This window comes from Nonomuraea sp. CA-218870 (assembly GCF_050936535.1).
Taxonomy (GTDB): Bacteria; Actinomycetota; Actinomycetes; order Streptosporangiales; family Streptosporangiaceae; genus Nonomuraea; species Nonomuraea corallina.
Genome location: NZ_JBNJMN010000001.1, coordinates 2,660,801 through 2,687,145 on the forward strand (window position 1 = coordinate 2,660,801; position 26,345 = coordinate 2,687,145).

Annotated in this window: 28 protein-coding genes; 13 read left to right on the forward strand and 15 right to left on the reverse strand. The window is 71.2% G+C overall.

Annotated elements, in window-relative coordinates; genetic code table 11:
• Nucleotides 1–114: 114 nt before the first annotated feature.
• Nucleotides 115–471, forward strand: coding sequence for a hypothetical protein (locus tag ACQEUU_RS13055; RefSeq protein WP_433064833.1), 357 nt, complete (start codon nt 115–117; stop codon nt 469–471).
• Nucleotides 472–478: 7 nt separating this feature from the next.
• Here the strand turns inward: ACQEUU_RS13055 and ACQEUU_RS13060 are convergent, their stop codons facing one another.
• The 7 genes from ACQEUU_RS13060 to ACQEUU_RS13090 are packed head-to-tail and all read right to left on the reverse strand — an operon-like array spanning nt 479 to nt 5,535.
• Nucleotides 479–946 (reverse strand): hypothetical protein, encoded by a 468-nt coding sequence (locus ACQEUU_RS13060; protein ID WP_433064836.1) that lies wholly within the window; start codon nt 944–946, stop codon nt 479–481.
• A gap of 4 nt (nt 947–950) precedes the next feature.
• Nucleotides 951–1,721, reverse strand: a complete 771-nt coding sequence (locus tag ACQEUU_RS13065; RefSeq protein WP_433064839.1) for an urease accessory protein UreD — start codon at nt 1,719–1,721, stop codon at nt 951–953.
• Between the two features lies 1 nt (nt 1,722).
• The gene (ureG, locus tag ACQEUU_RS13070; protein WP_433064842.1) at nt 1,723–2,385 is read right to left on the reverse strand and encodes an urease accessory protein UreG; all 663 of its coding nucleotides are present in this window, start codon (nt 2,383–2,385) and stop codon (nt 1,723–1,725) included.
• 16 nt (nt 2,386–2,401) lie between these two features.
• Nucleotides 2,402–3,223 carry an urease accessory protein UreF gene (locus ACQEUU_RS13075; protein ID WP_433064845.1) on the reverse strand — a complete coding sequence of 274 codons (822 nt, stop codon included), beginning with the start codon at nt 3,221–3,223 and terminating at the stop codon, nt 2,402–2,404.
• A complete protein-coding gene (locus ACQEUU_RS13080) occupies nt 3,223–4,932 on the reverse strand; it encodes an urease subunit alpha (RefSeq protein WP_433064848.1) in 1,710 nt (569 codons plus the stop codon). The genes ACQEUU_RS13075 and ACQEUU_RS13080 overlap by 1 nt, the downstream gene beginning before the upstream one ends.
• Nucleotides 4,925–5,236: an urease subunit beta gene (locus ACQEUU_RS13085; RefSeq protein WP_433064851.1), complete on the reverse strand. Its 312-nt coding sequence runs from the start codon at nt 5,234–5,236 to the stop codon at nt 4,925–4,927. Before ACQEUU_RS13085 ends, ACQEUU_RS13080 begins: the two co-directional genes overlap by 8 nt.
• A complete protein-coding gene (locus ACQEUU_RS13090) occupies nt 5,233–5,535 on the reverse strand; it encodes an urease subunit gamma (protein ID WP_433064854.1) in 303 nt (100 codons plus the stop codon). The genes ACQEUU_RS13085 and ACQEUU_RS13090 overlap by 4 nt, the downstream gene beginning before the upstream one ends.
• Nucleotides 5,536–5,735: 200 nt before the next feature.
• Here ACQEUU_RS13090 and urtA point away from each other — a divergent pair, with 200 nt between their 5' ends.
• The 5 genes from urtA to urtE are packed head-to-tail and all read left to right on the forward strand — an operon-like array spanning nt 5,736 to nt 10,217.
• Nucleotides 5,736–6,953, forward strand: a complete 1,218-nt coding sequence (gene urtA / locus ACQEUU_RS13095) for an urea ABC transporter substrate-binding protein (protein WP_433064856.1) — start codon at nt 5,736–5,738, stop codon at nt 6,951–6,953.
• The gene (gene urtB, locus ACQEUU_RS13100) at nt 6,953–7,801 is read left to right on the forward strand and encodes an urea ABC transporter permease subunit UrtB (RefSeq protein WP_433064859.1); all 849 of its coding nucleotides are present in this window, start codon (nt 6,953–6,955) and stop codon (nt 7,799–7,801) included. The genes urtA and urtB overlap by 1 nt, the downstream gene beginning before the upstream one ends.
• Nucleotides 7,798–8,817, forward strand: coding sequence for an urea ABC transporter permease subunit UrtC (gene urtC, locus ACQEUU_RS13105; RefSeq protein WP_433064862.1), 1,020 nt, complete (start codon nt 7,798–7,800; stop codon nt 8,815–8,817). Before urtB ends, urtC begins: the two co-directional genes overlap by 4 nt.
• Nucleotides 8,801–9,544, forward strand: a complete 744-nt coding sequence (urtD, locus tag ACQEUU_RS13110) for an urea ABC transporter ATP-binding protein UrtD (RefSeq protein WP_433064865.1) — start codon at nt 8,801–8,803, stop codon at nt 9,542–9,544. Before urtC ends, urtD begins: the two co-directional genes overlap by 17 nt.
• On the forward strand, nt 9,528–10,217 hold the full coding sequence (urtE, locus tag ACQEUU_RS13115) for an urea ABC transporter ATP-binding subunit UrtE (RefSeq protein WP_433064868.1): 690 nt from the start codon (nt 9,528–9,530) through the stop codon (nt 10,215–10,217). The genes urtD and urtE overlap by 17 nt, the downstream gene beginning before the upstream one ends.
• Before the next feature lie 3 nt (nt 10,218–10,220).
• Here the strand turns inward: urtE and ACQEUU_RS13120 are convergent, their stop codons facing one another.
• From ACQEUU_RS13120 to ACQEUU_RS13130, 3 genes are read right to left on the reverse strand one after another with little or no spacing between them, the layout of a single operon-like run.
• Entirely contained in the window at nt 10,221–10,937 is a 717-nt protein-coding gene (locus ACQEUU_RS13120) for a Mut7-C RNAse domain-containing protein (RefSeq protein ID WP_433064871.1), read from the reverse strand.
• 35 nt (nt 10,938–10,972) lie between these two features.
• Complete coding sequence (locus ACQEUU_RS13125) at nt 10,973–11,941, reverse strand: GNAT family N-acetyltransferase (RefSeq protein ID WP_433064873.1); 969 nt, start codon at nt 11,939–11,941, stop codon at nt 10,973–10,975.
• Nucleotides 11,942–11,982: 41 nt separating this feature from the next.
• Nucleotides 11,983–12,228 (reverse strand): DUF2630 family protein, encoded by a 246-nt coding sequence (locus tag ACQEUU_RS13130; protein WP_433064876.1) that lies wholly within the window; start codon nt 12,226–12,228, stop codon nt 11,983–11,985.
• 37 nt (nt 12,229–12,265) lie between these two features.
• Here ACQEUU_RS13130 and ddaH point away from each other — a divergent pair, with 37 nt between their 5' ends.
• Complete coding sequence (gene ddaH / locus ACQEUU_RS13135; RefSeq protein WP_433064878.1) at nt 12,266–13,033, forward strand: dimethylargininase; 768 nt, start codon at nt 12,266–12,268, stop codon at nt 13,031–13,033.
• A gap of 154 nt (nt 13,034–13,187) precedes the next feature.
• A complete protein-coding gene (gene leuA, locus ACQEUU_RS13140; protein ID WP_433064880.1) occupies nt 13,188–14,894 on the forward strand; it encodes a 2-isopropylmalate synthase in 1,707 nt (568 codons plus the stop codon).
• A gap of 124 nt (nt 14,895–15,018) precedes the next feature.
• On the opposite strand, the gene ACQEUU_RS13145 is transcribed toward leuA, so the two are convergent.
• The 3 genes from ACQEUU_RS13145 to ACQEUU_RS13155 all read right to left on the reverse strand — a co-directional run bounded on the left by ACQEUU_RS13145 (nt 15,019) and on the right by ACQEUU_RS13155 (nt 18,058).
• On the reverse strand, nt 15,019–15,465 hold the full coding sequence (locus ACQEUU_RS13145) for a hypothetical protein (protein ID WP_433064883.1): 447 nt from the start codon (nt 15,463–15,465) through the stop codon (nt 15,019–15,021).
• Between the two features lie 143 nt (nt 15,466–15,608).
• A complete protein-coding gene (locus ACQEUU_RS13150) occupies nt 15,609–17,819 on the reverse strand; it encodes a hypothetical protein (RefSeq protein WP_433064885.1) in 2,211 nt (736 codons plus the stop codon).
• Nucleotides 17,816–18,058, reverse strand: a complete 243-nt coding sequence (locus ACQEUU_RS13155) for a hypothetical protein (RefSeq protein WP_433064888.1) — start codon at nt 18,056–18,058, stop codon at nt 17,816–17,818. Before ACQEUU_RS13155 ends, ACQEUU_RS13150 begins: the two co-directional genes overlap by 4 nt.
• Before the next feature lie 504 nt (nt 18,059–18,562).
• On the opposite strand from ACQEUU_RS13155, the gene ACQEUU_RS13160 reads away from it, so the two are divergent.
• Genes ACQEUU_RS13160 through ACQEUU_RS13170 form a run of 3 tightly spaced genes read left to right on the forward strand, consistent with a single transcriptional unit; the run spans nt 18,563 to nt 22,903 of the window.
• On the forward strand, nt 18,563–19,942 hold the full coding sequence (locus ACQEUU_RS13160; RefSeq protein WP_433064891.1) for an MFS transporter: 1,380 nt from the start codon (nt 18,563–18,565) through the stop codon (nt 19,940–19,942).
• A complete protein-coding gene (locus ACQEUU_RS13165) occupies nt 19,939–22,305 on the forward strand; it encodes a PEP/pyruvate-binding domain-containing protein (protein ID WP_433064894.1) in 2,367 nt (788 codons plus the stop codon). Before ACQEUU_RS13160 ends, ACQEUU_RS13165 begins: the two co-directional genes overlap by 4 nt.
• A gap of 10 nt (nt 22,306–22,315) precedes the next feature.
• The gene (locus ACQEUU_RS13170) at nt 22,316–22,903 is read left to right on the forward strand and encodes a TetR/AcrR family transcriptional regulator (protein WP_433064897.1); all 588 of its coding nucleotides are present in this window, start codon (nt 22,316–22,318) and stop codon (nt 22,901–22,903) included.
• On the opposite strand, the gene ACQEUU_RS13175 is transcribed toward ACQEUU_RS13170, so the two are convergent.
• Nucleotides 22,900–23,595, reverse strand: a complete 696-nt coding sequence (locus tag ACQEUU_RS13175) for a TetR/AcrR family transcriptional regulator (protein WP_433064900.1) — start codon at nt 23,593–23,595, stop codon at nt 22,900–22,902. The genes ACQEUU_RS13170 and ACQEUU_RS13175 overlap by 4 nt on opposite strands.
• A gap of 139 nt (nt 23,596–23,734) precedes the next feature.
• Between ACQEUU_RS13175 and ACQEUU_RS13180 the strand changes: the two genes are divergently transcribed.
• Entirely contained in the window at nt 23,735–24,646 is a 912-nt protein-coding gene (locus ACQEUU_RS13180) for an NAD-dependent epimerase/dehydratase family protein (protein WP_433064903.1), read from the forward strand.
• Nucleotides 24,643–25,536, forward strand: a complete 894-nt coding sequence (locus ACQEUU_RS13185) for a Gfo/Idh/MocA family protein (protein WP_433064906.1) — start codon at nt 24,643–24,645, stop codon at nt 25,534–25,536. The genes ACQEUU_RS13180 and ACQEUU_RS13185 overlap by 4 nt, the downstream gene beginning before the upstream one ends.
• Here the strand turns inward: ACQEUU_RS13185 and ACQEUU_RS13190 are convergent.
• The gene (locus ACQEUU_RS13190; RefSeq protein WP_433064908.1) at nt 25,517–26,338 is read right to left on the reverse strand and encodes a trypsin-like serine peptidase; all 822 of its coding nucleotides are present in this window, start codon (nt 26,336–26,338) and stop codon (nt 25,517–25,519) included. The genes ACQEUU_RS13185 and ACQEUU_RS13190 overlap by 20 nt on opposite strands.
• Nucleotides 26,339–26,345: the final 7 nt, after the last annotated feature.

Consider the following 26,345-nt stretch of genomic DNA (forward strand, 5'->3'; position numbering starts at 1 on the left):
TTCCATTTTAATTGATTGTCACGCTAAGCTCGCCGCCATCAACCTGTCAACCACCGCTCCATCACCCTGTGACCAGGAGGAATCATTCGCGCGGCAGTTCCCGGAATTCCGATCATGGACAAGCGACTCGGCGAGTGGCGTGGGGAGTACATCCACATCGACGGGGCGTACAGCTTCATCCAGACCAACACCTACACCTGGGACGACGGCCGCCAGCAGGTGTTCGACTTCGGCGGGCGGATCGAGGACGGGATCGGCTACTTCGACACCGAGCGCATCAAGGGTGAGATGAGCCAGGTGGACGACCAGACGATCGTGCTGACGTGGTCGTACAAGGACGACCCCGACAACTACCGGTACGAGCTCATCCAGCTGTCCCGCGACGGCCGGCACAAGTGCCGCACCTGGCACTGGATGAACGGCGACCGCCTGGTCAAACGGACCATCACCTCCGAGACGAAGGTCGCCTGACCTGGCCTCACCCGCGGCGGACCAGCGCCAGGACGGCCATCAGGACCACCGCGAACGCGGCCGCCAGCGCCGCGTACCAGCCATAGCGGATCACCGGCTCGACCGAGAGCAACTCGCCCAGATCGAGCGAGACCCGGTCGGCCGGTCCCCGCGGATCCGACACGAACATCACCAGCACCAGCATCGCCAGCCCTCCGGGCACCGCCGCCAGGGCGGCGAGCCTCGGCCGGGCCAGCAGGCCCGCGAGGCCGCACCCGAGCGCCGCCAGGCCGGCGAGCAGGGCGTAGACGCCGAGCATGTCGTCGATGCCGCGCGTGTCGCTGGAGATCGTGCCGCCGATGACGGAGCTGCTGGCCCGCACCCCCGACCACGGCAGCACCGCGCACAGCACCAGCGCCGCCCCGGCCAGCGCGATCACCGCCGCGTATCCCCGGCTGCCCGCCCTGATGGGAGACGGTGAGAGGTCTTCGGCCACACGATCACGATAAGCCGCGGCGGTCCCGCGCGCCATCCACCGACACCCACTCCTCACCGGCGGGCCGCAGGACGGCCGACTCGCCGCGGCGCAGCCTGGCGCGGAGCTCGACCGCGTCCGCCGCCAGCGCGGAGACCAGCGTGCCAGGACCCGCCAGGGGCAGCACGGCCACGCCGTCCGTCACCAGCGCCTCCGGTGGCCCGTCCGGCCCGGCGATGAGCGTCGTGCCCACGCACGCGGCGTCGCCGAACACGGCGGGGGAGGAGTCCAGCGACTCCTCGCCCACGGTGAACTCCTGCCTCAGCAGCGGCCGGCCGCCGACCGTCGCGTCGAAGCGGGTGCGGCAGCGGCCCGGCCGCTCCCCGTACCGCCCGAAGACGATCTCCTCCCGCCACAGCACCCGCGCACCCGGCGCGAGCGCGAGCCGTACGGACACGCGATGGAGACATCCGGCGGCCAGCACGGTCGGCTCCGGCGTGAACCGGAGCGTCGCGCCCTCGCCCACCACGGCGGTGATCAGCATCGACGACTCGCCCCGTCCCGGCAGGACCAGCGTGGCGGCCACCGAGCCCACCTCCAGCGTGGTCCCGGCGGTGACGCTCAGATCGAGCGCCAGGTCGTCCCCGCCGAGCGGACCGGCCGCCGTGGACACCAGGTGCACGGCCGCGGGACCGGTCTGACGCAGCGTCAGCGGAGGGTCGGAGCGCAGCAGCGCGATCACGGTCCCGTCTGGGCGCGGCCCGGCGGCGGTGGCCACGGCGGCTCTGGCGCGCATGTCAGGCGTGCTCGTGCAGCCAGGACTTGACCTGGTCCGTCACCCAGGCGGCGACCTCGGCGACGGCCGGCTCCTGCCTGATCGAGGTGAACAGCACCGGCCTGCCGCCCCGCACCGCCTCCGCGTCCCTGGCCATGACGTCCAGGTCCGCGCCCACCATCGGGGCCAGGTCCGTCTTGTTGACCACCAGCAGGTCGGCCGTGGTGACCCCGGGGCCGCCCTTGCGGGGGACCTTGTCGCCGCCGGACACGTCCAGCACGAAGATCTGCCGGTCGGCCAGGCCCCGGCTGAACGTCGCCGTCAGGTTGTCGCCGCCGCTCTCCACGATGACCAGGTCGAGCGGGCCGAACCGGTGTTCCAGCGTCTCCACGGCGTCCAGGTTGGCGGCGATGTCGTCGCGGATCGCGGTGTGCGGGCAGCAGCCGGTCTCGACGGCCGCGATGCGCTCCTCGTCGAGCACCCCGGCCCGGCGCAGGAAGTCGGCGTCCTCGGTCGTGTAGATGTCGTTGGTCACCACACCGAGCTGGAGCGAGGGGCCGAGGGCTCGGCAGAGAGCGGCCACCAGGGCCGTCTTGCCGCTGCCGACGGGTCCGCCCACCCCGAGCCGCAGTGCTCTGCCGTGGCCGTCGGGGGTGCGGTGGTGGTCGTCATGGTTGGCGCCCATGTCGCGGGATTCCTCCTCAGGAGACGAAAAGCCTGACCGTCGCGCGTGCGTGCCGCTCGGCCAGCAGGTCGAGTGCGGGTGCGGACGGCGCTCCGAGCGCCCCCCAGTCGTACCTCTCCAGCGCGCCCCCGCCCTGCTCGGCGCGACCGGAGAGTGGGACGTCGAGATCGGCCGGCTCGGCGCGGCCGGAGAGTGGGACGTCGAGGTCCGCCTGCTCGATACGGCCGGCGGGCCGGGCGTCAGTAACGGCCTGCTCGGCGAGCCGGGCCAGCTCGGGGGTCAGGCCGGCGAGTAGGCCGTGCACCGCCACCGGGTCCAGGCCGAGCAGGCGCACCGCCGCCGTGGCCGGACCCGTGACCGCGTGATAGGCCGCCGCGAGCGCGGCGTCCCCGGGCGTCGCGCCGGCCGCGTGCGCCGCCGCGCCGAGCGCGACCGGGTGATGCGGGCTCGGCACCTCCCCGGCCAGCGCGTCGAGTACCGGCGACGGCCACAGCCTCCTCGCCACCCGCAGCAGCAGCCGCCCCTGCGTCCGCGCGGCCTCCCGCTGCGCGGGCGACGCCGTCCTGGCGTCGGCCTCGGCGTCCAGCAGCTCCCATGAGCGCCGCCCGTCCCCGGACGGCGGGACCCCGCCGGGGACGCGGGCGGCCAGGAGGCAGGCGGCGGCGGCGAGTGCCGCCGCGAGGGCGCCCGCGGTGTGCAGGCGCCCCCGCAGGAACGACGACAGGGACGGCAGGTCGTGGACGAGCCCGAGGGCCACGGCCTGTTCGGCCCCGCCCGAGTGGGCGTGCCCGCCCGCCGGGAGCCGGGAGTCGGTGAGCAGGAGGATCGCCGGGTGCATCAGAAGAGGAAGTAACGCTGGGCCAGCGGCAGGGACGGGGCGGGCGCGGGTTCCACGGGTTCGCCGTCGACGCGTACCTCGAACGTGTCCGGCGCCACCTCGATGCGCGGCAGGGCGTCGTTGAGCGGCATCGTGTCCTTGCCGCGCCGCCGCACGTCGGCCACCGGGACGAGCCGGCGGCGCACCGCGAGCCGGTCGGCGAGCCCGGACTCCAGCGCGAGCGGCGCCACGAAGTGCAGTGACGTGGCGGCGGCCGTCACCGGCGCGGCGCCGAACATGGGCCGCGGCAGCACCGGCTGCGGCGTCGGGATCGAGGCGTTCGCGTCGCCCATCTGGGCCCAGGCGACCACGCCGCCCTTGAGCACCAGAGTGGGCTTGACCGCGAAGAACGCCGGGTCCCACAGCACCAGGTCGGCCAGCTTGCCCGGCTCCACCGAGCCCAGCTCCGCGTCCAGCCCGTGCGCGACGGCCGGGCAGATCGTGTACTTGGCGACGTACCGGCGGGCCCGCAGGTTGTCGGCGGGGCCGTCGCCGAGCCGCCCCCGGCGGGCCTTCATCACGTGCGCCGTCTGCCAGGTGCGGATGACGGTCTCGCCGACGCGGCCCATCGCCTGCGAGTCGGAGCCGATGATGGAGATCGCGCCGAGGTCGTGCAGGAGGTCCTCGGCCGCCATCGTGGTCGGCCTGATCCTCGACTCGGCGAACGCCAGGTCCTCGGGGATCGACGGGTTGAGATGGTGGCACACCATCAGCATGTCGAGGTGTTCGTCGAGGGTGTTGACGGTGTGCGGCCGGGTCGGGTTGGTCGACGACGGCAGCACGTTGCCGTACGAGGCGACGCGGATGATGTCCGGCGCGTGCCCGCCGCCCGCCCCCTCGGTGTGGTAGGCGTGGATCGCCCGGCCGCCGATCGCCGCCAGCGTCGACTCCACGAAGCCGGCCTCGTTCAGCGTGTCGGTGTGGATCGTGACCTGCACGCCGGTCGCGTCGGCGACGGACAGGCAGGCGTCGATGGCGGCGGGCGTGGTCCCCCAGTCCTCGTGCAGCTTGAAGCCGGACGCGCCCGCCCTGAGCTGCTCCAGCAGCCCTTCCTCGCTGACCGTGTTGCCCTTGCCGAGCAGCGCGAAGTTGAGCGGGTAGGAGTCGAGCGACTCCAGCATCCGCTCCAGGTACCAGGTCGGGGTGACGGTGGTGGCCTTGGTGCCCTCGACCGGGCCGGTGCCGCCGCCGACGATCGTGGTGACGCCTGAGCCGATGGCCTCGTCCAGGATCTGCGGGCAGATGAGGTGTACGTGCGAGTCGACCGCGCCGGCCGTGAGGATCTTGCCGTTGCCGGCCAGGATCTCGGTGGACGGGCCGATGACGATGTCCACCCCGTCCATGGTGTCGGGGTTGCCCGCCTTGCCGATGGCGGTGATGCGGCCGTCGACGACGCCGACGTCGGCCTTGACCACGCCCCAGTGGTCGAGGATCACGGCGCCGGTGATGACCAGGTCGGCGGCGCCCTCGGCGCGGGTCGCCCTCGACTGGCCCATCGACTCGCGGATGACCTTGCCGCCGCCGAACACGGCCTCGTCGCCCGCCCCCGCGGGGCCCATCGAGCGGTCCTCGGTGACCTCGATGAACAGGTCGGTGTCGGCCAGCCGGACGCGGTCGCCGGTGGTGGGGCCGTAGAGCGCGGCGTAGCGGGCCCGGGAGATCTCAGTCATCGAGCGCTCCCGCCTGCTCGGGCCGCAGCCCCGGCACGATCCGGCGGCCGGCCAGCGGCACCAGCGTGACCTCGCGCGCCACGCCGGGCTCGAACCTGACGGCGGTGCCCGCCGGCACGTCCAGCCGCATCCCCCAGGCAGCCTCCCGGTCGAAGTCCAGCCCCGGGTTGGCGGCGGCGAAGTGGTAGTGGGAGCCGACCTGCACGGGCCGGTCCGCCGTGTTCACGACCCGCACCGTCACCCGCGGCCGGCCGGGGTTCAGCGGGATGGCGTCCTCGGGGTGCGCGTACTCGCCCGGGATCACGGGATCGGCCTGTGCACGGTGACGAGCTTGGTGCCGTCGCGGAACGTGGCCTCGATCTGCACGCTGTCCAGCATCTCGGGCACGCCTTCCATGACGTCGTCCCGGCGCAGCACCGAACGTCCCGACTCCATCAGCTCGGCCACCGTCCGGCCGTCCCGCGCCCCTTCCATCAGGAACGACGCGATGACCGCGGTGGCCTCCGGGTGATTGAGCCTCAGGCCGCGGGCCCGGCGCTCATGGGCCACGCCGGCGGCGACGTGGATGAGCAGTCGTTCCTGCTCGTGTGGGGTAAGCCGCATGGCCCGGACGATAGGAAGCCTCCGTTTCCCCGATGTTGCCGCGCCATGTCGTGCCGGTTTCCGCCGCTGAGCGGCCCAGATGACGAACACCCGCGTTCCGATGAGGGCGTGGCAATCGGCAATTAACACGCGGGATCTATCCGTGACACGCGAGGGAGTCACCTTTCTTCCAATGGCAGGTCGGCAGGAAGGAACTGCTGGTGCGAACCCCCCGCGTCCTCGTCTCCGCACTTCTCCTCAGCACCCTGGCGGCCTGCGGGTCGCCGCCGTCCGGGTCCGTCTCCTCCGCCGACGCCGAGGACGAGATCAAGGTCGGCGTCCTCCACTCACTCAGCGGCACCATGGCCATCAGCGAGGTCACCGTACGGGACGCCGAGCTGCTCGCCATCGAGGAGATCAACCAGGCGGGCGGAGTCCTCGGCAAGAAGCTGGTCCCGGTCGTCGAGGACGGCGCGTCCGACTGGCCGACCTTCGCCGAGAAGGCGACCAAGCTGATCAGGCAGGACAAGGTGGCCACCGTGTTCGGCGGCTGGACGTCGGCCAGCCGCAAGGCCATGCTGCCGGTCTTCGAACGCCACAAGTCGCTGCTCTGGTATCCGGTGCAGTACGAGGGCCTGGAGAGCTCCCCGAACATCTTCTACACCGGCGCCACCACCAACCAGCAGATCATTCCCGGCCTCGACTACCTGAAGGAGCAGGGCAAGAAGAAGATCTTCCTGGTCGGCAGCGACTACGTCTTCCCGCGCACCGCCAACAAGATCATCAAAGCGTACGCGGCCGCGAACGGGATGCAGGTGCTCGGCGAGGAGTACACCCCGCTCGGCCACACCGAGTACTCCACCCTCGTCAACAAGGTCGTCCAGGCCAGGCCCGACGCCGTGTTCAACACGCTCAACGGCGACTCCAACGTCGCCTTCTTCAAGCAGCTCAAGAGCGCCGGCGTGAGCGCCGAGGCGATGCCGGTGCTGTCGGTGAGCGTCGCTGAGGAGGAGGTCAAGGGGATCGGCGTGGACAACATCGCCGGCCACCCGGTCGCCTGGAACTACTACCAGACCACCGACACCCCGGCCAACCAGGCGTTCGTCAAGGCGTTCAAGGCCGCGTACGGCGAGGACAAGGTCACCAGCGACCCGATGCAGGCCGGCTACAACGCCGTCCACCTGTGGGCCGAGGCGGTCAAGAAGGCCGGCACGACCGAGGTCGAGGCCGTCAAGAAGGCGGCCGGCGGGATCGCCCTGGAACGCCCCGAGGGCCTGGTCACCATCGACGGCGAGAACCAGCACCTGTACAAGACCGCCCGCATCGGCGTCATCCGGCCCGACGGCCTGATCGAGCAGGTGTGGGACTCCGGCGAGCCGATCAAGCCCGACCCGTACCTCAAGGGGTACTCCTGGGCCGGCGGACTGGCGGAGGAGTGATGACGGCCGTCGTCAACCAGCTCCCCATCGGGCTGTCCATCGCGGCCGTGCTGCTCCTGGTGGCGCTCGGGCTGACGGTCACGTTCGGCCAGATGGGCGTGATCAACATGGCGCACGGCGAGTTCATCATGGCGGGCGCGTACACCGCCTTCCTGCTCCAGGACCTGCTGCTCGCACTGCCCGCGGCGTTCCTGGTCGCCGGGCTCATGGGCCTGGCGCTGGAGCGCGGCGCCATCCGCCACTTCTACGGCAGGCCGCTCGACACGCTGCTGCTCACCTGGGGCGTCAGCCTGGTGCTGCAGCAGCTCGCCCGCGACCTGTTCGGCGCCCCGAACGTGCAGGTGCCCGCGCCGTCGTGGCTGTCCGGCGGCGTCGGCATCCTCCCGTACAACCGCCTGTTCATCATGGCGCTCGCCGTCGCGGGCGTGGCCGGCATCTGGCTGTACCTCACCCGTACCAGGCTGGGGCGGCGCACGCAGGCGGTCGTGCAGAACCGGCGGCTGGCCGCCACCAGCGGCATCGACCCCGGCCGGGTGGACATGCTGACCTTCTTCATCGGCTCCGGGCTGGCCGGGCTCGCCGGGGTGGCGCTCACCCTCATCGGCCCCGTCGGCCCCGCGCTCGGCACCTACTACATCGTCGACGCCTTCCTGGTGGTGGTCGCGGGCGGGCTCGGGCAGCTGCGCGGGGCCGTGCTCGCCGCCGTCGGGCTGGGGCTGATCAACTCGTACGCCGAGTTCTGGTCCGACGCGAGCCTGGCCAAGGTGCTCGTGCTGGTGGCCGTCATCGGCTTCCTGCAGGTGCGGCCACAGGGGCTGGTCGCCCTGAGATCGAGGGCGCTGACATGATCAGAAGGAACCTGCCGTTCGCCGCCATCGCGGTGATCGCCCTGGTCGCCGCCCCGCTGCTACTGGAGCCGTTCCGGCTGAGCCTGCTCGCCAAGTACCTCTGCTACGCGATCGTGGCGCTCGGCATCGGGCTGGCCTGGGGGCAGGGCGGCATGCTCACCCTCGGCCAGGGCGTCTTCTTCGGCCTCGGCGGCTACTCGATGGCCATGTACCTCAAGCTCAGCGAGAGCGGCGGCGGCCTGCCCGACTTCATGGTGTGGAGCGGCGTGGAGGAGCTGCCCGCGCTCTGGGCGCCGTTCGCCGATCCGGTGTTCGCGCTGACCATGGCGGTGGCCGGGCCGGTGCTGCTCGCGGTCGTGCTCGGCACGCTGGTCTTCAGGCAGCGGGTACGGGGCGCGTACTTCGCGATCCTCACCCAGGCGCTGGCCGCCGCCATGGTCATCCTGCTCGTCGGGCAGCAGGGGCTGACCGGCGGCACCAACGGCATGACGAACTTCTTCGAGCTGTTCGGCGCCGACCTGGCCGACGACTCCACGCAGCGGGTGCTGTACCTGGTGGTCGCGGGCGTGCTCGGGATGCTCTACCTGGCCACCCGGCAGCTCGTGAACAGCAGGTTCGGCAGGCTGCTGGTCGCCGTGCGCGACGGAGAGGACCGGGTGCGCTTCCTCGGGTACGACCCGGCCCTGGTCAAGACCGTCACCTTCGCCGTCTCCGCCGGTCTGGCCGGGCTCGCCGGAGCCCTGTTCGTCCCGGTCGTCGGCATCATCTCGCCCGCCCTGCTCGGCGTCGTCCCGTCCCTGGAGCTGGTCGTCGCGGTCGCCGTCGGCGGCCGGCAGGTGCTCGCCGGGGCGGTGCTCGGCGCGGTCGTCATGGGCTACGCCCAGACCACGTTCAGCGAGCAGTTCGCCAACGGCTGGCTCTACCTCCAGGGCGCGCTGTTCATCCTGGTCATGACGCTGGCGCCGAAGGGCATCGCCGGCCTTCTGGGGAGGTTACGCCGTGCTCGAACTGCGTGACGTGCGGGTGGTCTTCGACGGCTTCCACGCCCTCGACGGCGTGGACCTCACCGTCGCCGACGGCGAGCTGCGCTTCCTCATCGGCCCCAACGGCGCCGGCAAGACCACGCTCATCGACGTGATCACCGGCCTGACGAAGCCCACGGCCGGGCGGGTCAGGTTCGGCGGGTACGACCTGGTCGGCCGGAAGGAGCACCAGATCGTCCGGCTCGGCGTCGGCCGCACCTTCCAGACCTCGGTCGTCTTCGAGGAGCTCACCGTCCTGGAGAACCTCGACCTGGCCGCCTGCTTCAGGAAACCGCTGTGGTCGCTGGCCGCGCGGCGGCGAGGCGTGTCGGACGCCGTCGCGGAGGCGCTCGCCAGGACCGGACTCGAACCGCTCGCCGGCCGTTCAGCCGGTGTTCTCTCCCACGGCCAGCGCCAGTGGCTGGAGATAGGCATGCTGCTGGCACAGCGGCCCCGCCTGCTCCTCCTGGACGAGCCCGTCGCCGGCATGTCCAAGGACGAACGGGAGCGTACGGGGCAGCTGCTCACCGAGATCGCCGACGACCACACGGTGATCGTGGTGGAGCACGACATGGAGTTCCTGCGCCGGCACGCCTCGGCCGTGACGGTGCTGCACGAGGGCAGGGTGCTCGTCGAAGGGTCGGTGGAGCAGGTCAGCGCCGACCCGCGGGTACAGGAGGTCTACCTGGGGAGGAGGCCCAGCGATGCTGTCGGCAAGTGAGCTCGAATCCGGCTACGGCAGGGCCCGGGTGCTGTTCGGCGTCTCGCTCGACGTCGGCCCCGGGCAGCTCGTCTGCGTCATGGGACGCAACGGCGTCGGCAAGACGACGCTGCTCAACACCATCATGGGCGTGCTGCCCGCGACCTCCGGCGCCGTCACCTTCGACGGCCGCGACGTCACCCGGCTGCCCACCCACGAGCGGGCGCGGCTCGGCATGGGGTACGTGCCGCAGGGCCACCAGTGCTTCCCGCAGCTGTCCGTGCTGGGCAACCTGCTGGTGACCATGGAGGCCGCCAGGACCGGCAAGGAGTCCGTCGACTCGGCGCTGGACCTCTTCCCCGGGCTCAAGCCGCTGCTCAAACGCCGGGCCGGGCACCTGTCCGGTGGCCAGCAGCAGCAGCTCGCCATCGCCCGCGTGCTCGTCACCCGGCCCCGGCTGCTCATCCTGGACGAGCCCACCGAGGGCATCCAGCCGTCGATCATCCTGGAGATCGAGGAGGCCATCGAACGCCTGCACGCCTCCGGGCTCGCCGTGCTCCTCGTCGAGCAGTATCTCGACATCGCCGTCCGGCTGGCCGACCGGTTCGTCATCCTCGACGCCGGCCAGGTGGTGCGCACCGGCGACGCCGAGGACCTGCACGGCGAGGACGTCCACCGGCTCCTCGCGGTGTGACCGTCACCCCGTCGCCCACCGCCGGGCGGACTCGACGATCTCGTCCAGCCGCCCGCCGTGGGCGCCGTGCCAGTAGACCTGGCCGCACTCCCGGCACTGCCCGTACGCGTCGTAGCTGCGCCTGGTCCCCGCCTGCAGCAGTGCCGCGACCTCGCCCTTGGACGCGGCCACCAGCTCGCCGTTGCACGCCGTGCAGCGCGTCCACGGCCGCAGCGGCGGCGCGAACCGCTCCAGCAGGTCGCGCAGCTGGTCGTCCGGCCGCGACCCGCGCACGTACGCGCCCAGCCACAGCGCCCGGCGGCGCAGCAGACCGCGATCCTGTGTCAGCAGCACCCGCCGCTCCGCGTTGGCCTGCACCACCAGCGCCGGGTCGTCCATGTCGTTGTGGTAGGCGGTGTCGAGACCGAGCAGCCGCAGCCGCCGGGCCAGCGTCCCCAGGTGCACGTCCAGCAGGAAACGCGCCTCCGGCAGCGGCTGCGGCCGCGGCACGGCCGCGACGTCCACCACGTCTCCCGGCCTCGGCACGTACGCCGGCGACACCCCGCGGTCGCCGGCCGTCATCGGGCCCACCTCGGTCAGCGGGACCCCGGCGGACTCCACGTGGTGGCCGAGCGTCGACGACCTGTCGGTGACGACCGGCCGCTCCGGCTCCCTCCGGCTCGCGGGAAGGAACAGCAGCAGCTCCGGAGCGAGGCGAAGAAGCGCCGTCCTTTCCGTCACATCACCCATTGTGCCGCGCCCGCGCGAAGGCCCGGTCACAGCGGCAGCCGCCACTGCAGCCACTCGTCGAGCGGCCGGAAGCCCATGGCCTCGTTGATCGCCCGCATGTGCCGGTTCCCGGCGGCGTTGTAGGTGACGACCCGGTCGATCCGTGGCTCGTTCTCGCGCAGGCGGAACAGGTTGGAAAGCTTGAGCAGCAGGCCGAGCCGGTGACCGCGGTGCTCCTTGAGCACGGCCGTGTCGCCCTGGTGGCCCCAGCGGTCGGCGCGGCCGGCGTCCAGGTAGAGCCGGGTGATCCCGGCGGGCGCGCCGTCGCAGGCGCGGCGGGCGAGCACGCTGTAGCAGTCCTCGCCGTCCCGCCGCATCCGCTCCTCGGTGGCGCGCACCAGGTCGACCGCGTGCCGCCTGGCCTCGACGCCCGCGTCGCGCGGCGCGTCGTTCATGCCGTCGAGCACCGCCGCCAGCGCCGGCAGCAGATCGTCACCGGCCGGTCCGGTCCAGCGCTCCAGCAGGTAACCGCCGGGTTCGGGCATCAGGCGGGCGAGCCCGTCCAGGTGGGCCGTAGCCAGGTCGAGCACGCTGCGCGTCTCGTGGAGGGCCACCGCGCAGCCGCGGGCGGCAGCGAAGGCGGACCCCGGGCCGCCGGCGCGCGTGACGTCGGTGATCAGCAGCTCGCGGCCGTCCGCCCGCGCCCGCCCGACCGCGTGATCCAGCAGCGCGGTGCCCACCCCCCGGCGCTGCAGCTCCGGCCGGACCGTCAGCGTGAACAGGGTGGCCAGGTGCGGGTTGTCGTGGCGGGGGAAGCCCAGCGCGTAGCCCGCGACGACCCGGCCGTCCTCGGCCACCGCCCACGCCTCGACCCGGGACCTCGGCGACCCCTCCAGGAGGTGGGCGCAGAACCGCTTGCGCGACCACAGCGGCCGCGGAACCTCCGCCGTGCTCGCCGCGTACGTCTCGTACAGCCCGGCGGCCTGCTCGCCCGTCTCGATCCGCTGGATCAGCATGGGACCAGACAAGCGCACCCGCGCCCGCCCAGGCGAACGATTTACTGGCGGTAGTTCTCCACCTGGCTCGCCGGACGGGCCGACGCGCCGTCGGGGTCCTCTCCCGCGCCGCGCCGGGCGCGCCGCTGCCGCAGCAGGTCCCAGCACTGGTCCAGCGCCGCCTCCAGCTCCTTGACCCGGGCGTTCTCCTCGTCCGTGGCCAGTTCGCCCGCAAGCAGCCTGTCGCGCAGGCCGTGCTCCTCGTCGACCAGAGCCTTGATCCTGCTCAGAATCTCGTCGTCCCGCATACGGGGACTCTAACCCGCGCGTGATACAACACGCCCTATGCCTGGACTCGCCGTGGTAAGGAAGCCCGGCCCCCGCATCGCCGAGGGCATCGTCACCAACATCGCGCGCGAGCCCGTCGCCCCCGCTCTCGCCGCCGAGCAGCACGCCGCCTACGTCGCCGCGCTCGCCGCCGCCGGCTGGCGCCCCGTGCACGCCGCCCCCGCCGACGACCTGCCCGACGCCCCGTTCGTGGAGGACACGGTGGTCGTGTCCGGCCGGCTCGCCGTCCTGACCCGGCCGGGCGCGCCGGAGCGGCGGCCCGAGGTCGAGTCCGTCGAGCAGACCGTACGGGACCTCGGGCTGAACGCGGTACGGATCACGAGGCCGGGCACGCTCGACGGCGGCGACGTCCTGCAGGTCGGCGAGACCGTCTACGTCGGCAGGTCGGCGCGGACCAACGACGACGGCATCGCCCAGCTCGCCGCCCTGCTGCCCGAACGCCGGGTGGTCCCCGTCGAACTGTCCGGAGTGCTCCACCTGAAGTCGGCCGTGACCGCGCTGCCCGACGGCACCCTCATCGGCGACCCCGCGCACGCCCGGCTGCCCGGCCTGCTGGTGCCGCCGGAGGAAGCGGGCGCGCACGTCGTGCCGCTCAGCGGCGACACCGTCCTGATGGCGGCCTCCGCGCCCCGCACCGCCGAACTGCTGGACCAGCGCGGTCTCACCGTGGTGGCGGTCGACATCTCGGAATTCGAGAAGCTGGAAGGCTGCGTCACCTGCCTGAGCGTGCTCGTACCCGAAGACTCTCAGCATGTGAGAAGGTGACCGGTCCACGCCGAGACGTCTGATACCGTGAGTCGCATGCTGCGCGGGCTCCTTCTTAGCTGCCGCGGCGGGGGCCTCTAAAGGCCGGCTCCCTCGCCGCGGAGCCAGTCATGCGCGTCGGCCGCTCTCTCGACCGACATCCAGGAGCGATCCGATGACAGCTCAGCAGCCCAGCCGCATGCCGTTCCAGCGCTATCAACCCTTCGAGCCGATCCGGCTGACCGACCGCACCTGGCCCGACCAGGTCATCACCAAGGCCCCGCGCTGGTGCGCCGTCGACCTGCGCGACGGCAACCAGGCGCTGATCGACCCGATGGACGCCCACCGCAAGCTCCAGATGTTCGAGCTGCTGGTCCGGATGGGCTACAAGGAGATCGAAGTAGGCTTCCCCGCCGCCTCCCAGACCGACTTCGACTTCGTACGCCAGATCATCGAAGAGGGCCGGATCCCCGACGACGTGGTGATCCAGGTGCTGACCCAGGCCAGGCCCGAGCTGATCGAGCGCACCTTCGAGTCGCTGCGCGGCGCCAAGCAGGCCATCGTCCACCTCTACAACTCCACCTCCACGCTGCAGCGCCGCGTGGTCTTCGGCATGGACAGGGAAGGCATCACCGCCATCGCCGTCGAAGGCGCCAAACTTGTCAGGAAACTGGCCGAGGCCACCGACGTCGACGTCTTCTACCAGTACTCGCCCGAGTCGTTCACCGGCACCGAGCTGGAGTACGCCATCGAGGTCTGCGACGCGGTCAACGAGGTGTGGCAGCCCACCCCCGACCGCAAGGTGATCATCAACCTGCCGGCCACGGTCGAGATGGCCACCCCCAACGTCTACGCCGACCAGATCGAGTGGATGCACCGCAACCTGCGGCACCGCGACTCGATCATCCTGTCGCTCCACCCGCACAACGACCGCGGCAGCGCCGTCGCCGCCGCCGAACTGGGCTACATGGCCGGCGCCGACCGCATCGAAGGCTGCCTGTTCGGCAACGGCGAACGCACCGGCAACGTGTGCCTGGTCACCCTCGGGATGAACCTGTTCTCCCAGGGCGTCGACCCCGAGATCGACTTCAGCGACATCGACGAGATCCGCCGCGTCGTCGAATACTGCAACCAGCTGCCCGTCCACCCCCGCCACCCGTGGGGCGGCGAACTGGTCTACACCGCCTTCTCCGGCTCCCACCAGGACGCCATCAAGAAAGGCTTCGAACACCTGGAAGCCGACGCCGCGGCCGCGGGCATCCCGGTCGACGACCAGACCTGGGCCGTCCCGTACCTGCCCATCGACCCCAAGGACATCGGCCGCACCTACGAGGCCGTCATCCGGGTCAACAGCCAGTCCGGCAAGGGCGGCGTCGCCTACATCATGAAGGCCGACCACCAGCTGGACCTGCCGCGACGGCTGCAGATCGAGTTCTCCAAGGTGGTGCAGGCGCGCACCGACGCCGAGGGCGGCGAGATCACCCCCGCCCAGATGTACGCCATCTTCCAGGACGAATACCTGCCCACGCCCGGCAACCGCTGGGGCCGCCTCGGCCTCATGGCCCACCGCCACGACTCCACCGTCGACGAGAAGGTCCGCATCAACGCCGACGTCCGCGTCGAAGGCGAGATCCGCGAACTCGAAGGCATCGGCAACGGCCCCATCTCCGCCTTCATCGACGCCATCTCCGCCGCGGGCATCAAGGTACGCGTGCTGGACTACGTCGAACACGCCCTGAGCGCCGGCACCGACGCCAAGGCGGCCTCCTACCTGGAGTGCGACGTCAACGGCACAGTGCTGTGGGGGGTCGGCATCGACGCCAACACGACCACCGCCTCACTCAAGGCCATCATCTCCGCGGTCAACCGCGCATCCCGCTGACCGCTTCCCCACCGGCCCCGCACGACCTGCGGGGCCCCGGTGACCGGCGCACCGCCCACAAGGCCCGACGCCGCACCATTCCTCGACCGCGCCCCGCTGACCATGGGGGTGCGGTCGAGGTGTTTCACCGGGGGTTGAGGGCGCAGGCGTGGATGTGGCTGTAGCGCTTCTGGGCGATGCGCATGAGATCGGTCAGATCCTTCATGGCATCCCGGCCTTTGGCGACCTGCGTCAGATAAATATCGATCATGCGCTCTGTACCGCCGCAACGGAATTTCGCACTTACTTGGTACGGCTGCTCGGCCAATAGGCCTTCGGTCAGATAAGCGGCCATACCATCACCCAGATCGGCGGGAAGATCTACTCCTCCATGTCTTTTATAGATGGTAAGCCTGCCGTTGATCAGAGAATCGAGATGTCCTTTAGGCGTCCCAATGCCTTCCTGCATCCACCACACTTCCAGGAAGCGGGCATTGGTGTCGGTAGTCCGACAGTCACCATTTCTTTCATTGCCATCTGTTCTCTCATTCAGAGGCTCAGTAGAACCACTGACAAGCCGCAAAGCTTGCACCGGGATAAGCTTGCAGATGTATGGTGCAGAATCTTCGGCCGGTTGAGGAGTCGGGGCAGGTGTGGATAGGGCGAGGGGTTTGTTGGCGCAGGCCAGGGTGAGAACTGTCAGACCAGTCAGAAGAATGTATAGACGGACGTGTATCACTCATCACCGCCGGACGGGGAGCCGCTATCGTTGTCGAGACTCAGGTAGTCGTGCACCTTACCGACCCTTCGGAAAGCTTCTTCGAAGGTGCTGATGATTTCGCTGCTTCCGCCTGCCGTGCGAGCCCAAGCAAGATACTGGCCGTATTCTTGAGCAGACATCTCGGGAAATGGTTTGATCCGTGGCGGGTCGTTTATGGCGAAGGACGCACCTCCGAGATCCAGTCCATCGAGTGCCCCTTTACTCAGCAGAGCCGTGGCGATCATTTGCTCTGCCAGCCTCTCTGTTCCCAGCCGGTTGTCCGCCAACGTTCGGTACGTCTCGTCCAGTTCTCGGTGACTGGTGGACATCCGGAGGGCGACCTGCTCGGCGATCTGGTCGTATCCAATCCCGGCAAGCTGTTCGTACCCCCTGCCGATGATTTCCCCGAAGACTCCACCCGCCAAAATGCCTGCCTGTCTTGCGCCTGGCACCGGAATCAAGCCGATGGCATTCGCCACCATTCCCTTCAGCGCCTCATCGGCCTTCTTGTCGTCAAGTCCTTGAGCGATGAGCACCTGACGGCGGGACTCTACGATGTGATTGAAGAGGCTTGCCTGCTCCGTGGTCCGGTCCTTCAAGAACTGGATCGTGTCGGTTCTGTCGATCCGGCCGTTTCCGTTGAGATCGAACCTCCTCACGTCAGCTGCGGTGAAGCCGAACTCCTGTGCGCTGGAGATACTGAGCCCTACTGGAGGAACGGTGTCGAGTGCGGCGCGCATCTGTTCGGTCTGTGCTCTCGCCAGCGCCTCGAAGCCCTTGTCGTCGGAACCGGCCAGCACCAACGCGTACGACATGTCCTCAGGAGAAACGGCGTCCCAAACTGCGTGGTTCAGGTAGAGCCTGGACAGCTGGTCGATGTTGGCTGAGATGGCGCGGGCCAGCGGATAGCTCAAGGGAGCATATCGATCGAAGATCTCCCTATCTCTCATCTCCAGGTTGTCGCCGCCCCGCTGAAACGCCTCGCGGATCTCGTCCGAGGTGGTTTTGATCAGCTGGGCGGCCAGTTTCTTGCTGATCGAGTCCTGGCCGGTGGTCGCCGTGATGAGCATGCCGGAGATCGGTTCGTAGTCGTCCAGGTACCGGGACGCGCCCCACCGGGTCGTCAGCAGATAATCCAGCACGGATTCGTTCCACCCGGCCGGAGTATGGTCGAGCAGAGCGTGGGAAGCCTCCCGGCTGGACTTCGCGGCGTGGAACAGGTCCTCCACCATCGACGAGCTCTTCGTGACCAGCCCTCTTGTCGGGGCTCCCGGCCTCATCAGGGTGCCGAGGCCCAGCGAGCCGGCCAGGTCGACGATGGGAATCTGGGCGGTTCCGAAGGCGCGGCCCAGCGGGTCCTGGCTCGCCGCCCATGTGTCCTGGCGTTGTTCGCGCTCGTACACGATCACGTCGCGCCCGACGACCTCCATGAACTTCTTCGAGTACGGCGGCGTCCCGTCGTGCGCTCGCCAGATGAGCGCCTGGGCCTGGTATCCCAGGTACGTCCCGCCGTCGTCCGTCGCGTGCTGGGCCCGTCCTTCCCGCACCAGGTCGTCCAGGAATTCGTCACCCAGGTACGCGGGATTGTCCGGGTCGGTGCCCTTGGCGAGCGAGATGCTCAGCATGCTGAGGACGTTCCTGCTCGAGACGGCGAGCCGGGTTTTACGCTCGGAGTCGTCGCGGTTCATGGCGTCACGCAGCATCGTCGTGACCGAGCCGACCATCCGCGTGACCCCCCGGGCGCCGATCGCGGCGAGAAACGCGTTCACGAATTCCGGGTCGCCTGCTCTCGATACATATTTCTCCAGTTCTGCCAGTGCCTGCTCGTCACCCTCGGCGGCCCGCAGTGCGGCCCTACCGGCCACCGTGCCGTCCAGCAGGTCCTTGGCGTCCTCGAGCCGGTCGGGCATCTCTATGAAGCTTCCGGCGGAGGTGCTCCTGCCGAAGGCGGCCTTCTGGCGCTGCAACTCATGGACGAGCTGCTGCCGCCGCCTCAGGTCTTCGGCCTGGGTGGTGATCCGCCGGGCGAGTTCGCGCAGTCGCGCCGCCGGGGCGGTGTCGAGTCCGGCCCCACGCAGTTCGCGGTGCAGCGTGCGGGCCAGTTCTTCCAGCCGGCCCGCCGCTTCGGCGTGCTTGCTGGTCATCGTGTCGAACTCGGCCTGTTTGACCCCGCTGAATCCGCTCATGGCGTGTCCGGGGTCGAGGCCAGCTTCGCGTTGGCGCTGTGGACGGCCTGCTTGAGCATCGCCTGGAGTTCTCGCTGGTCGGCGTGGACCTGCGTGTCGAACCGGGCGCCGGTCGGTCCCACCCACGTGTCGCTCTCCATGAGGCGGCAGGAAGGCGTCAGCGCCCACCAGTGCTCGTCCGACAACCGCTGGATCCGCTCCGCAGCGGCCCGCATCGCGTCGCGATCGAGGTCAGCCACGATGTTCCCCTCGTACGGCTCGCTCCACCAGAACCCAGATCAGGAGGCGGCGTCCCCCATGTCGTTCAGACGGTAATCACCGTCACCTCATCAAAACAAGCGAAAGGACGCTGAAAGTATGAGAGCACCTAGGATTTATTCACAAATGTACGATTGCTCTGACTATCTCCATGGTCCGTGGAAGTGAACAGAGAGCGCCCATGTCAAAAAGCAAATCTGCCTCAAATGTTGAAGAACCCCGACCATATTCGTCGAATGCCACGAAAAGAGCTGAGCGATCGGATCGTGGACGCGGCCTCTCGTCGAACGCGCCATCGACGAACCGCGGACTCGGCCTGCGCGATGGCGGTCCCCGGCGAGCCCGGAGGAGCGGCGGCCGGGGGAGTCGCTCTGCCCGGGACTCGACCGCCTGATCAGTGCGACGACCAAATAGTGAACGTTGCGTTTCCTAAGAATCAGGCTTACCCTCCTTAGAGAACGAGCCGTTCTCTAAGGAGGAGTGACATGATCGTCGTGCTGACCGGGCTGATGCTCGCCATGCTGCTCGGCGCGCTCGATCAGACGATCATGACGCCCGCCCTGCCGTCCGTGGCCGGTGACCTCGGCGGGCTCGACCAGATGCCGACCGTGATCACCGCCTACCTGGTGGCCGCGACCGTCGTGATGCCGGTGTACGGCAAGCTCGGCGACCGGTTCGGCCGCAAGCCGCTGATGCAGATCGCCATCGTGGTCTTCGTGGCCGGAGCCGTGCTCTGCGCGACGGCGGCGACGATGCCGCAGTTCGTGGCGTTCCGCGCGGTGCAGGGGGTCGGTGGGGGCGGTCTGATGATCGGCGCCCAGGCCATCATCGGCGAGGTCGTCAGCCCTCGCGAGCGCGGCCGCTATCTCGGGCTGATCGGGGCCGCCTACGTGGTGGCCGCCGTCGGGGGACCGCTGGTCGGCGGGTTCCTCGTCGACACGGCGGGCTGGCGGTGGATCTTCGCCGTCTACCCGCCGCTGGGGCTGCTGGCCTTCGTGGTGCTCACCGTCACGCTGAAGCTGCCCAGACCCCGCTCGCGCGCCCCGGTCGACGTCGCCGGAGCGGTCACGCTCGGCCTGGCCGTCGTCGGCGTGGTCATGCTGGGCCAGACCCGCGAGCCCGCCTTCCTCGCGCTGACCGCTCTCGCCGTGGCGGCCTGGCTGGTCACCGCCCGCCGCGCCGCCGACCCGATCCTGCCGCTCCGGCTGTTCAGGGACCGGGCGTTCGCCGTGCCGGTGGCGGTCAGCCTGCTCATCGGGTTCGCGCTCTTCGGCACCGTCTCGTACATCCCCGCCTATGTGCGGATCGCGCACGGCGCCTCGGCCACCGGCGCCGGGCTGCTGGTCACCGCGCTCATGGCGGGGATGCTCACCACCACCGTCGTCTCCGGCAGGCTGATCACCAGGACCGGCAGGTACAAGGGCTACCCCGTGGCGGGCACCGCGCTCGCCGCGGCCGGGCTGGCCGCGCTGCCGCTGGCGGCCCCGGACCCGGCCGCGCTGGCCGGCGCGCTGCTGCTGATCGGGCTCGGGGTCGGGCTCGTCATGCAGGTCATGGTGCTGGCCGCGCAGAACGCGGTCGGCCACGCCGATCTGGGCGCGGCCACGTCGTCGGTGACGTTCCTGCGCCAGATCGGCGCCTCCGCCGGCGTCGCACTCGTCGGCGCGCTCATCACCTCGCGCCTCGCCGGCGGCCTGCCCGGCGCCGGCGACCGGCTGGACGCCGGCGCGCGCGCCGCCTTCGCCGAGGCCGTCCCACCGGTGCTCGCGGCCATGTCGCCGCTGCTCGGCGTGGCCTTCCTGCTCGCGCTGGCGCTGCCGGCGCGTCCTCTTCGCACCACCGCTCACGCCCAGGAGACCTCATGACACTCGTCGCCCCCCTGCGTTCGTTCGGCCGTGGCGACCTCGCCCTCGCGGGCGGGAAGGGAGCCAACCTCGGCGAGCTGATCGCGGGCGGTTTCCCCGTCCCCGGCGGGTTCGTCGTCACGACCGCCGCCTATGACCTGGTGGCCGCCGGAAACGTCACGCGCGCGTACTTCGACGACCTGGAGATGCCGGACGCCCTGCGCCGGGAGATCCTGACCGCCTACCGCGAGCTCGGCGCCGGGCCGGTGGCGGTGCGTTCGAGCGCCACCGCCGAGGACCTGCCCGGCGCCGCGTTCGCCGGGCAGCAGGACACCTATCTCAACGTGGTGGGCGAGGACGCGCTGATCGACGCGGTCCGCCGCTGCTGGGGCTCGCTCTGGTCCGAGCGCGCCGTCGCCTACCGCGACCGGCTCGGCATCGACCCGGCCGAGGTGCGCATCGCCGTCGTGGTGCAGCGCATGGTGGAGGCGGAGGCGGCGGGCGTGATGTTCACCGCCGACCCCGTCACCGGCGACCGCGGCAGGCTCGTCGTCGACGCCGGAACCGGCCTCGGGGAGGCGGTCGTCTCCGGCCTCGTCACGCCCGACCACTACGTGCTCACCCCTGAGGGGGAGATCGCCGAGTTCGCGCCCGGCCGGCGCGAGGTCGTGATCCGCGCCCTGGCGGGCGGCGGGGTCAGCCACGAGAGCGGCGCCGGCGCGCCCGGCACGCGCCTGCCCGGCAGTGTGCTGCGCGAGCTGGCCCGGCTCGGCACCGAGGCGGCCCGCCGCTTCGGCCGCCCCCAGGACATCGAGTGGACGTACGCGGACGGCGAGGTCAGCCTGGTGCAGGCCCGGCCGATGACCGCGCTGCCGCCGCCCCCGCTCGGCAGGCTCAACCCGCTCCGGCGCAGGCTCGCCACCATCCTGATGGAGTACGTGCCGGTCCGTCCCTATCCGATTGACATGTCCACCTGGCTGCCGCACGGGCCCGCCGGGCTCATGGGCACGGTGACGGGCCACTTCGGCCTGCGCGGCGCGTTCGAGGGGTTCCTCGAAGAGGAGGACGGGGTCGTCTACCGGCTGGTGCCGCCCCGCCCGCGCCCCGGGCCGAAGGCGCTCGTCGCGCCGTTCCTGATCGCCGCCAAGGCCCGCCGGTACGATCCCGCCCGGTGGACCGACGACCCGCGCTTCCCGCGCTATCTCGACGGCGTGCGCGCGCTCATGGCGCTCGACCTGGCCGCGCTGCCCTGGCCGGAGCTCGTCGGGACGCCGCGCCGGGTGCTGGCCGCCGTGCGGCCGGTGGCCGCGCTGCGCATCGACTACCTGCCCCGCAGCGGGCTGTCGCTGCTGCGGCTGCTCGTCGCGCTCAAGCTGCTCGGCCGGGCCGACCTGTTCGGCGACCTGATCGCCGGCGCCCGCACCCGCACCGGCGACGCGAACCTGGCCCTGGAGGAGCTGGCCGAGGAGGCCGCACGCACCGGCGCGCTCGACCGGGACCCGCTGCCCGAGGCGTTCGAGGTCAGGTTCCGGGAGTTCCTCGCCGAGTACGGCCACAGGGAGGGCGCCAGCCCGTTGCTCGTCACCCCGCCGACCTGGGCTGACGCGCCGGAGACCGTGCTCGGCCTGGTCCGGGTGCTGGCCGCGGGGCCGCCCCGGCCCGCGGGGGGCGACGACGTGCTGGACCGGCTGCTCGCCCACCCGCGGCTGCGAGGCGGTCGCGGACGGGACAGGATGGTGCGCAAGGTGCAGGCCGCCCGGGCCGGCGTCGCCTTCCGCGAGGACAGCCACTTCGTCTTCACGCTGCCGCTGCCCGTGCTGCGCCGGTCCATCGTGGAGATCGGCCGCAGGCTGCGCGACGCGGGCGTGCTCGACACCCCCGAGGACGTCTTCCATCTCAGGCTGGAGGAGCTGGAGGAGATCGGGGACGTGGCCGCGCTGGGCGACGCGCACGCCCGGCGGCTGCGGGCCGCCGTGACCGCGCGGACCGCCCGGCGTGAGGAGCTCGCCGGGGTGCGGCTCATCGACCCGAGGGCCGTCTTCCCCGCCCGCGAGACCGCCGACGCGCTCGTCGCCGGAACCCCCGCGAGCGCCGGCACCGCCACCGGGCCGGTCACCGTCGTCCGCGACCCGTCGGAGTTCGGCAAGCTCCGCGGCGGCGACGTGCTGGTCTGCCCCTACACGAATCCGTCGTGGACGCCGCTGTTCCAGCGCGCCGCCGCGGTGGTCGTCGACACCGGCGGCCTCGCCTCCCACGCCGCGATCGTGGCCAGGGAGTACGGCATCCCCGCCGTCATGGGCACCGGCGACGGCACCGCGGCGCTGGCCGACGGGCAGCGGGTCACCGTGGACGGCGACGCGGGCGTCGTCACGGCGGCTGGATAGGATGACGGAGATGGTCACCGACCACCGCAAACTGCCGCGCCGCCGGGGCGAGGAGCTCGCCTCCGCGATCTACCGGGCGACGCTCGACGAGCTGGCCGAGAGCGGCTACGCCAAGCTGACCATGGAGCGCGTGGCCGAGCGGGCCAGGGCGAGCAAGGCGTCGCTCTACCGCCGCTGGCCCACCCGCGTCGCCCTGGTCATGGACTCGGTCTATCATTCGCTGCCGGACGTGTCGGAGGTCCCCGACACCGGCAGCCTCCGCGGCGACCTGCTGGCCCTGCTGCGCGGTATGGCCGACATCCTGGCCGGCCCGGCGGGCGAGGCGATGCGCGGCCTGCTCGCCGAGGCGCTGGGCGACGAGGCGGGGGGCCGCGCCTTCAGGGAGAACTCCCAGGGCGCGGGCCGGAAGATGATGGCCGAGATCGCCCGGCGCGCCGTCGAGCGCGGCGAAATCTCCCGGGAGGCGGCCCTGCCGCTCCGCCTCGACACCGGTCAGGCCCTGCTGCGGCAGCACTTCCTCTTCCAGGGGCCGCCCATCCCCGACCGGCTGGTGGTCGACATCGTGGACGAGGTCATGGTCCCGCTGCTGACCCGCTAGTGCAGGCCCATGACGGCGGCCATGGTGCGCATCGAGTGGTCGAAGGCCGTGTGCCGGTCCTCGACGGCGTTGTTCAGCTGGCCGAACAGTTCGAGGCTGAGCCAGCCGTACATCGCGCTCCATGATGTGAGCGCCCGGAGAACCAGCGCGTCCGGCACGCCGGCCATGATGACGCGCATGTTCTCCCCGTCGGCCACGAGCGTGGCGGGCGGTGGCGGGCCGAGCGGCGGCGGGTCGGCGGCGCCCGCCTCGACGGCGTCCCGCAGGATGGTGGAGAGCACCGTCACGTCGCGCAGCCGGGCCGGGACGGTGTCCCGCGGCGCTTCGTAGCCGGGCACCGGTGAGCCGTAGAGGAGCGCGTACTCGTGCGGGTGGGCCAGCGCCCAGTCACGCGCGCCGTGGCAGGCCGCCAGCCAGCGGCCGAGGAAGTCGTCGCGCGGGCGGGCGGCCTCGGCGCGCTCCACGGCCTCGCCGAGCGCGTTGTAGCCGTCGATGATCAGCGTGGTGAGCAGGTCGTCCCGGCTCGGGAAGTAGCGGTAGATCGCCGACGAGACCATGCCCATCTCGCGGGCGACCGCGCGCAGTGACAGCCCGCCCGCCCCCTCGGTGGCCAGCCGGCGGCGGGCGATGTCGGCGATCTCCCTGGTGAGCTCGGCTCTGACGCGCTCTCGCGCCGTTCGGCTCGCTGTCATGCGCGGCACGTTACCAGAGCAAGCGCCAAAAATGAGAGCACTGCTCTTGACGATCGGTGCTCTCCTGAGAGAGCATCGCTCTCATACGAGAACGGCAATCACAGCGCCGTCCTCCACATCGTCCGGAAGCAGGCTGATCATGAGCAGACACGTCGTCGTGGGTTCCGGCCAGGTCGGTACGCACCTGGCACGCAAGCTCCTCGACCGGGGTCACGAGGTCACCGTCGTGACCCGCTCCGGCAGCGGCCCCGAGGGAGCCCACAAGATCGCGGCCGACGTCGCCGACCGGCGCCGCCTCGCCGAGATCACCAAGGGCGCGGACGTCCTCTACAACTGCGTCAACCCGCGCTACCACCGCTGGCTCACCGACTGGCCGCCGATGGCCGCGTCGTTCCTGGAAGCGGCCGAGACCTCGGGGGCGGTGCTGACGATCCTCGGCCCTCTCTACTCCTACGGCCCGGTCACCGGCCCGATGACCGAGGACCTGCCGCTCGCCTCCGCCGACCCCAAGTCCCGGGTACGGGCCCGCATGTGGGAGGACGCGCTGGCCGCGCACCGGGCCGGCCGGATCCGGGTGACCGAGGTGCGCGGCTCCGACTACTTCGGCCCCGGCGCCACCGACCAGTCCCACCTGGGCACGCGGTTCGTGTCCCCGCTCAAGGCCGGCAGGACCATCCCGGTGGTGTGGCCGCTCGACGTCCCGCACAGCTGGACGTACCTGCCCGACGTGGCTGAGGCGCTGGCCGTCGCGGGCGGCGACGAGCGGGCATGGGGGCGGCCGTGGCACGTGCCGACCGCGGAGCCGATGACGTTCCGCCAGGTGGGGGAGCGGATGGCCCGGCTGCTCGGCCGGCCGGCGCCGAGGATGGTGCACGTCCCGTGGCCGCTGGTGCGGGCGGCGGGGCTGGTCCAGCCGATGATCGGGGAGCTGCGGCACGTCCGCTACCAGTTCACCGCGCCGTACGTGCTCGACTCCTCGGCCTTCCAGCGGACCTTCGGCGTCTCGCCCACCCCCGTCGACGAGGCGTTCAAGGCTACGCTCGACGCGTGAGAACTGCCATGATCGGCCTCGGCGACATCGCGGAGAAGGCCTACCTGCCGGTGCTGGCCGCCCACCCCGGGATCGAGCTGCACCTGTGCACCCGCGACCAGGCCAGGCTGCGCCGCCTCGGCGACGCCTACCGGATCGACCGGCGCTCCGCGACGGTGGACGAGGTCGTCAAGGCAGGGGTGGACGCGGCGTTCGTGCACGCGGCGACCCCCGCCCACCCCGAGATCGTGGAGACGCTGCTGACGGCGGGGGTGCACGTGTACGTGGACAAGCCGCTGGCCGACAACCTGGCCGACTGCGAGCGGCTGGCCGAGCTGGCCCGCGCCGAGGGGCGGTCGCTGATGGTGGGCTTCAACCGCCGGCGCGCGCCCGGCTATACCGCGCTGGCCGGGCTGCCCCGCCACCTGGTGCTGATGGAGAAGAACAGGGAGCGCCAGCCAGGCGTCCCGCGCCAGGTGGTCTTCGACGACTTCGTCCACGTCGTCGACACGCTGAGGTTCCTGGCGCCGGGCGAGGTCACCGGCTCCCGGTTCCGCACCCGGGTGAACGGCGACGGGCTGCTGGAGCACGTCGTGCTGGAGCTGTCCGGCGACGGCTTCACCGCCATCGGCGTGATGAACCGGGTGAGCGGGGCCGCGGAGGAGAGCTGCGAGGTGATGGGGGACGGCGTCAAGCGCCGCGTGGTCAACCTCGGCGACGTGATCGACTACGCGGGAGGCGAGACGCTGCGGCGGCGGCCCGACTGGGTGCCGGTCGCCCGCCAGCGCGGCATCGAGGCGATCTGCCGGGAGTTCCTCGCCGCCGTCGCCGAAGGCCGCCTGATCACGGCCGACGACGCCCTCGTCACCCACGCCCTCTGCGAGGAGATCGTCAGCTCGATCGGCTCATGACGCGGTCCGCCTGCTCGTACATCCGGGTGAACGGCGTGCCGCCGAGCCGGCTGAGCACGGTGAAGCCCTTGGCGTCGTGCAGCGGGCTGGAGGAGGAGACGACGCCGGCCACCGCGCCCTCGTACAGGGCGGGGCCGCCGCTGCCGCCGGACGCCGCGTGGCAGTTGCGCGTCACCAGCACGCCCGGCCCGTCCTCGGCGCCCTCCACCGCGTCGCCGACGCAGTGGTACATGCGGTCGCCCGGATACCGCCTGCCGCCGGGGTAGCCGAGGAGTTCGAGCCCGCGCAGCGAGGTGCCCCTGCCGGTCGCCAGGGTGCGCAGCCCGCGCCCGGTCACGTCCTCCAGCCGGCCGCGCCGCTTGGCGGCCACCCCGACCAGTCCGACGTCGTACGGCAGCAGGTCGGGCCCGAACGAGCGGCCCCGCCAGCGGGACGGCACCCACGTCCGCACCACCGGCCACACGCCGTGCAGCGGCCGGCCCTCGTCGTAGCCGGGCAGGAAGACCAGCTGCTCCAGCGTCCGGCCGCGGTCGCGCAGGCAGTGCGCGGCCGTCAGCACCAGGCTGCGGCTGCGCGAGCGCAGCACGGTGCCGCCGCACATCACGCGTTCGCCCGTCGCGCGGTCGCGGCCGACCAGCACCCCGGTGAGCCGGTGCGCGCCGGTGAGCGGGCGCGGCACCGGGGCGTAACCGAGCCGGTCGCCGTGCGGCGTGAGCACCTTGCGCGCCGGGATGTTCCGCTGCGGAGCCTCGGCGGCGCCGGAGGGTTCGAGCAGGGCCAGACAGAGCACCAACCTCAACACCCACCTA

Bases quoted from the DNA above. Each gene is read 5' to 3' on its own strand.
- ACQEUU_RS13055 (WP_433064833.1), top strand. From the start codon at position 115: ATGGACAAGCGACTCGGCGAGTGGCGTGGGGAGTACATCCACATCGAC.
- ACQEUU_RS13065 (WP_433064839.1), bottom strand. From the start codon at position 1,721: ATGCGCGCCAGAGCCGCCGTGGCCACCGCCGCCGGGCCGCGCCCAGAC.
- ureG (WP_433064842.1), bottom strand. From the start codon at position 2,385: ATGGGCGCCAACCATGACGACCACCACCGCACCCCCGACGGCCACGGC.
- ACQEUU_RS13075 (WP_433064845.1), bottom strand. From the start codon at position 3,223: ATGCACCCGGCGATCCTCCTGCTCACCGACTCCCGGCTCCCGGCGGGC.
- ACQEUU_RS13080 (WP_433064848.1), bottom strand. From the start codon at position 4,932: ATGACTGAGATCTCCCGGGCCCGCTACGCCGCGCTCTACGGCCCCACC.
- ACQEUU_RS13090 (WP_433064854.1), bottom strand. From the start codon at position 5,535: ATGCGGCTTACCCCACACGAGCAGGAACGACTGCTCATCCACGTCGCC.
- urtB (WP_433064859.1), top strand. From the start codon at position 6,953: ATGACGGCCGTCGTCAACCAGCTCCCCATCGGGCTGTCCATCGCGGCC.
- urtC (WP_433064862.1), top strand. From the start codon at position 7,798: ATGATCAGAAGGAACCTGCCGTTCGCCGCCATCGCGGTGATCGCCCTG.
- urtE (WP_433064868.1), top strand. From the start codon at position 9,528: ATGCTGTCGGCAAGTGAGCTCGAATCCGGCTACGGCAGGGCCCGGGTG.
- ACQEUU_RS13125 (WP_433064873.1), bottom strand. From the start codon at position 11,941: ATGCTGATCCAGCGGATCGAGACGGGCGAGCAGGCCGCCGGGCTGTAC.
- ACQEUU_RS13130 (WP_433064876.1), bottom strand. From the start codon at position 12,228: ATGCGGGACGACGAGATTCTGAGCAGGATCAAGGCTCTGGTCGACGAG.
- ddaH (WP_433064878.1), top strand. From the start codon at position 12,266: ATGCCTGGACTCGCCGTGGTAAGGAAGCCCGGCCCCCGCATCGCCGAG.
- leuA (WP_433064880.1), top strand. From the start codon at position 13,188: ATGACAGCTCAGCAGCCCAGCCGCATGCCGTTCCAGCGCTATCAACCC.
- ACQEUU_RS13150 (WP_433064885.1), bottom strand. From the start codon at position 17,819: ATGAGCGGATTCAGCGGGGTCAAACAGGCCGAGTTCGACACGATGACC.
- ACQEUU_RS13160 (WP_433064891.1), top strand. From the start codon at position 18,563: ATGATCGTCGTGCTGACCGGGCTGATGCTCGCCATGCTGCTCGGCGCG.
- ACQEUU_RS13165 (WP_433064894.1), top strand. From the start codon at position 19,939: ATGACACTCGTCGCCCCCCTGCGTTCGTTCGGCCGTGGCGACCTCGCC.
- ACQEUU_RS13170 (WP_433064897.1), top strand. From the start codon at position 22,316: ATGGTCACCGACCACCGCAAACTGCCGCGCCGCCGGGGCGAGGAGCTC.
- ACQEUU_RS13175 (WP_433064900.1), bottom strand. From the start codon at position 23,595: ATGACAGCGAGCCGAACGGCGCGAGAGCGCGTCAGAGCCGAGCTCACC.
- ACQEUU_RS13180 (WP_433064903.1), top strand. From the start codon at position 23,735: ATGAGCAGACACGTCGTCGTGGGTTCCGGCCAGGTCGGTACGCACCTG.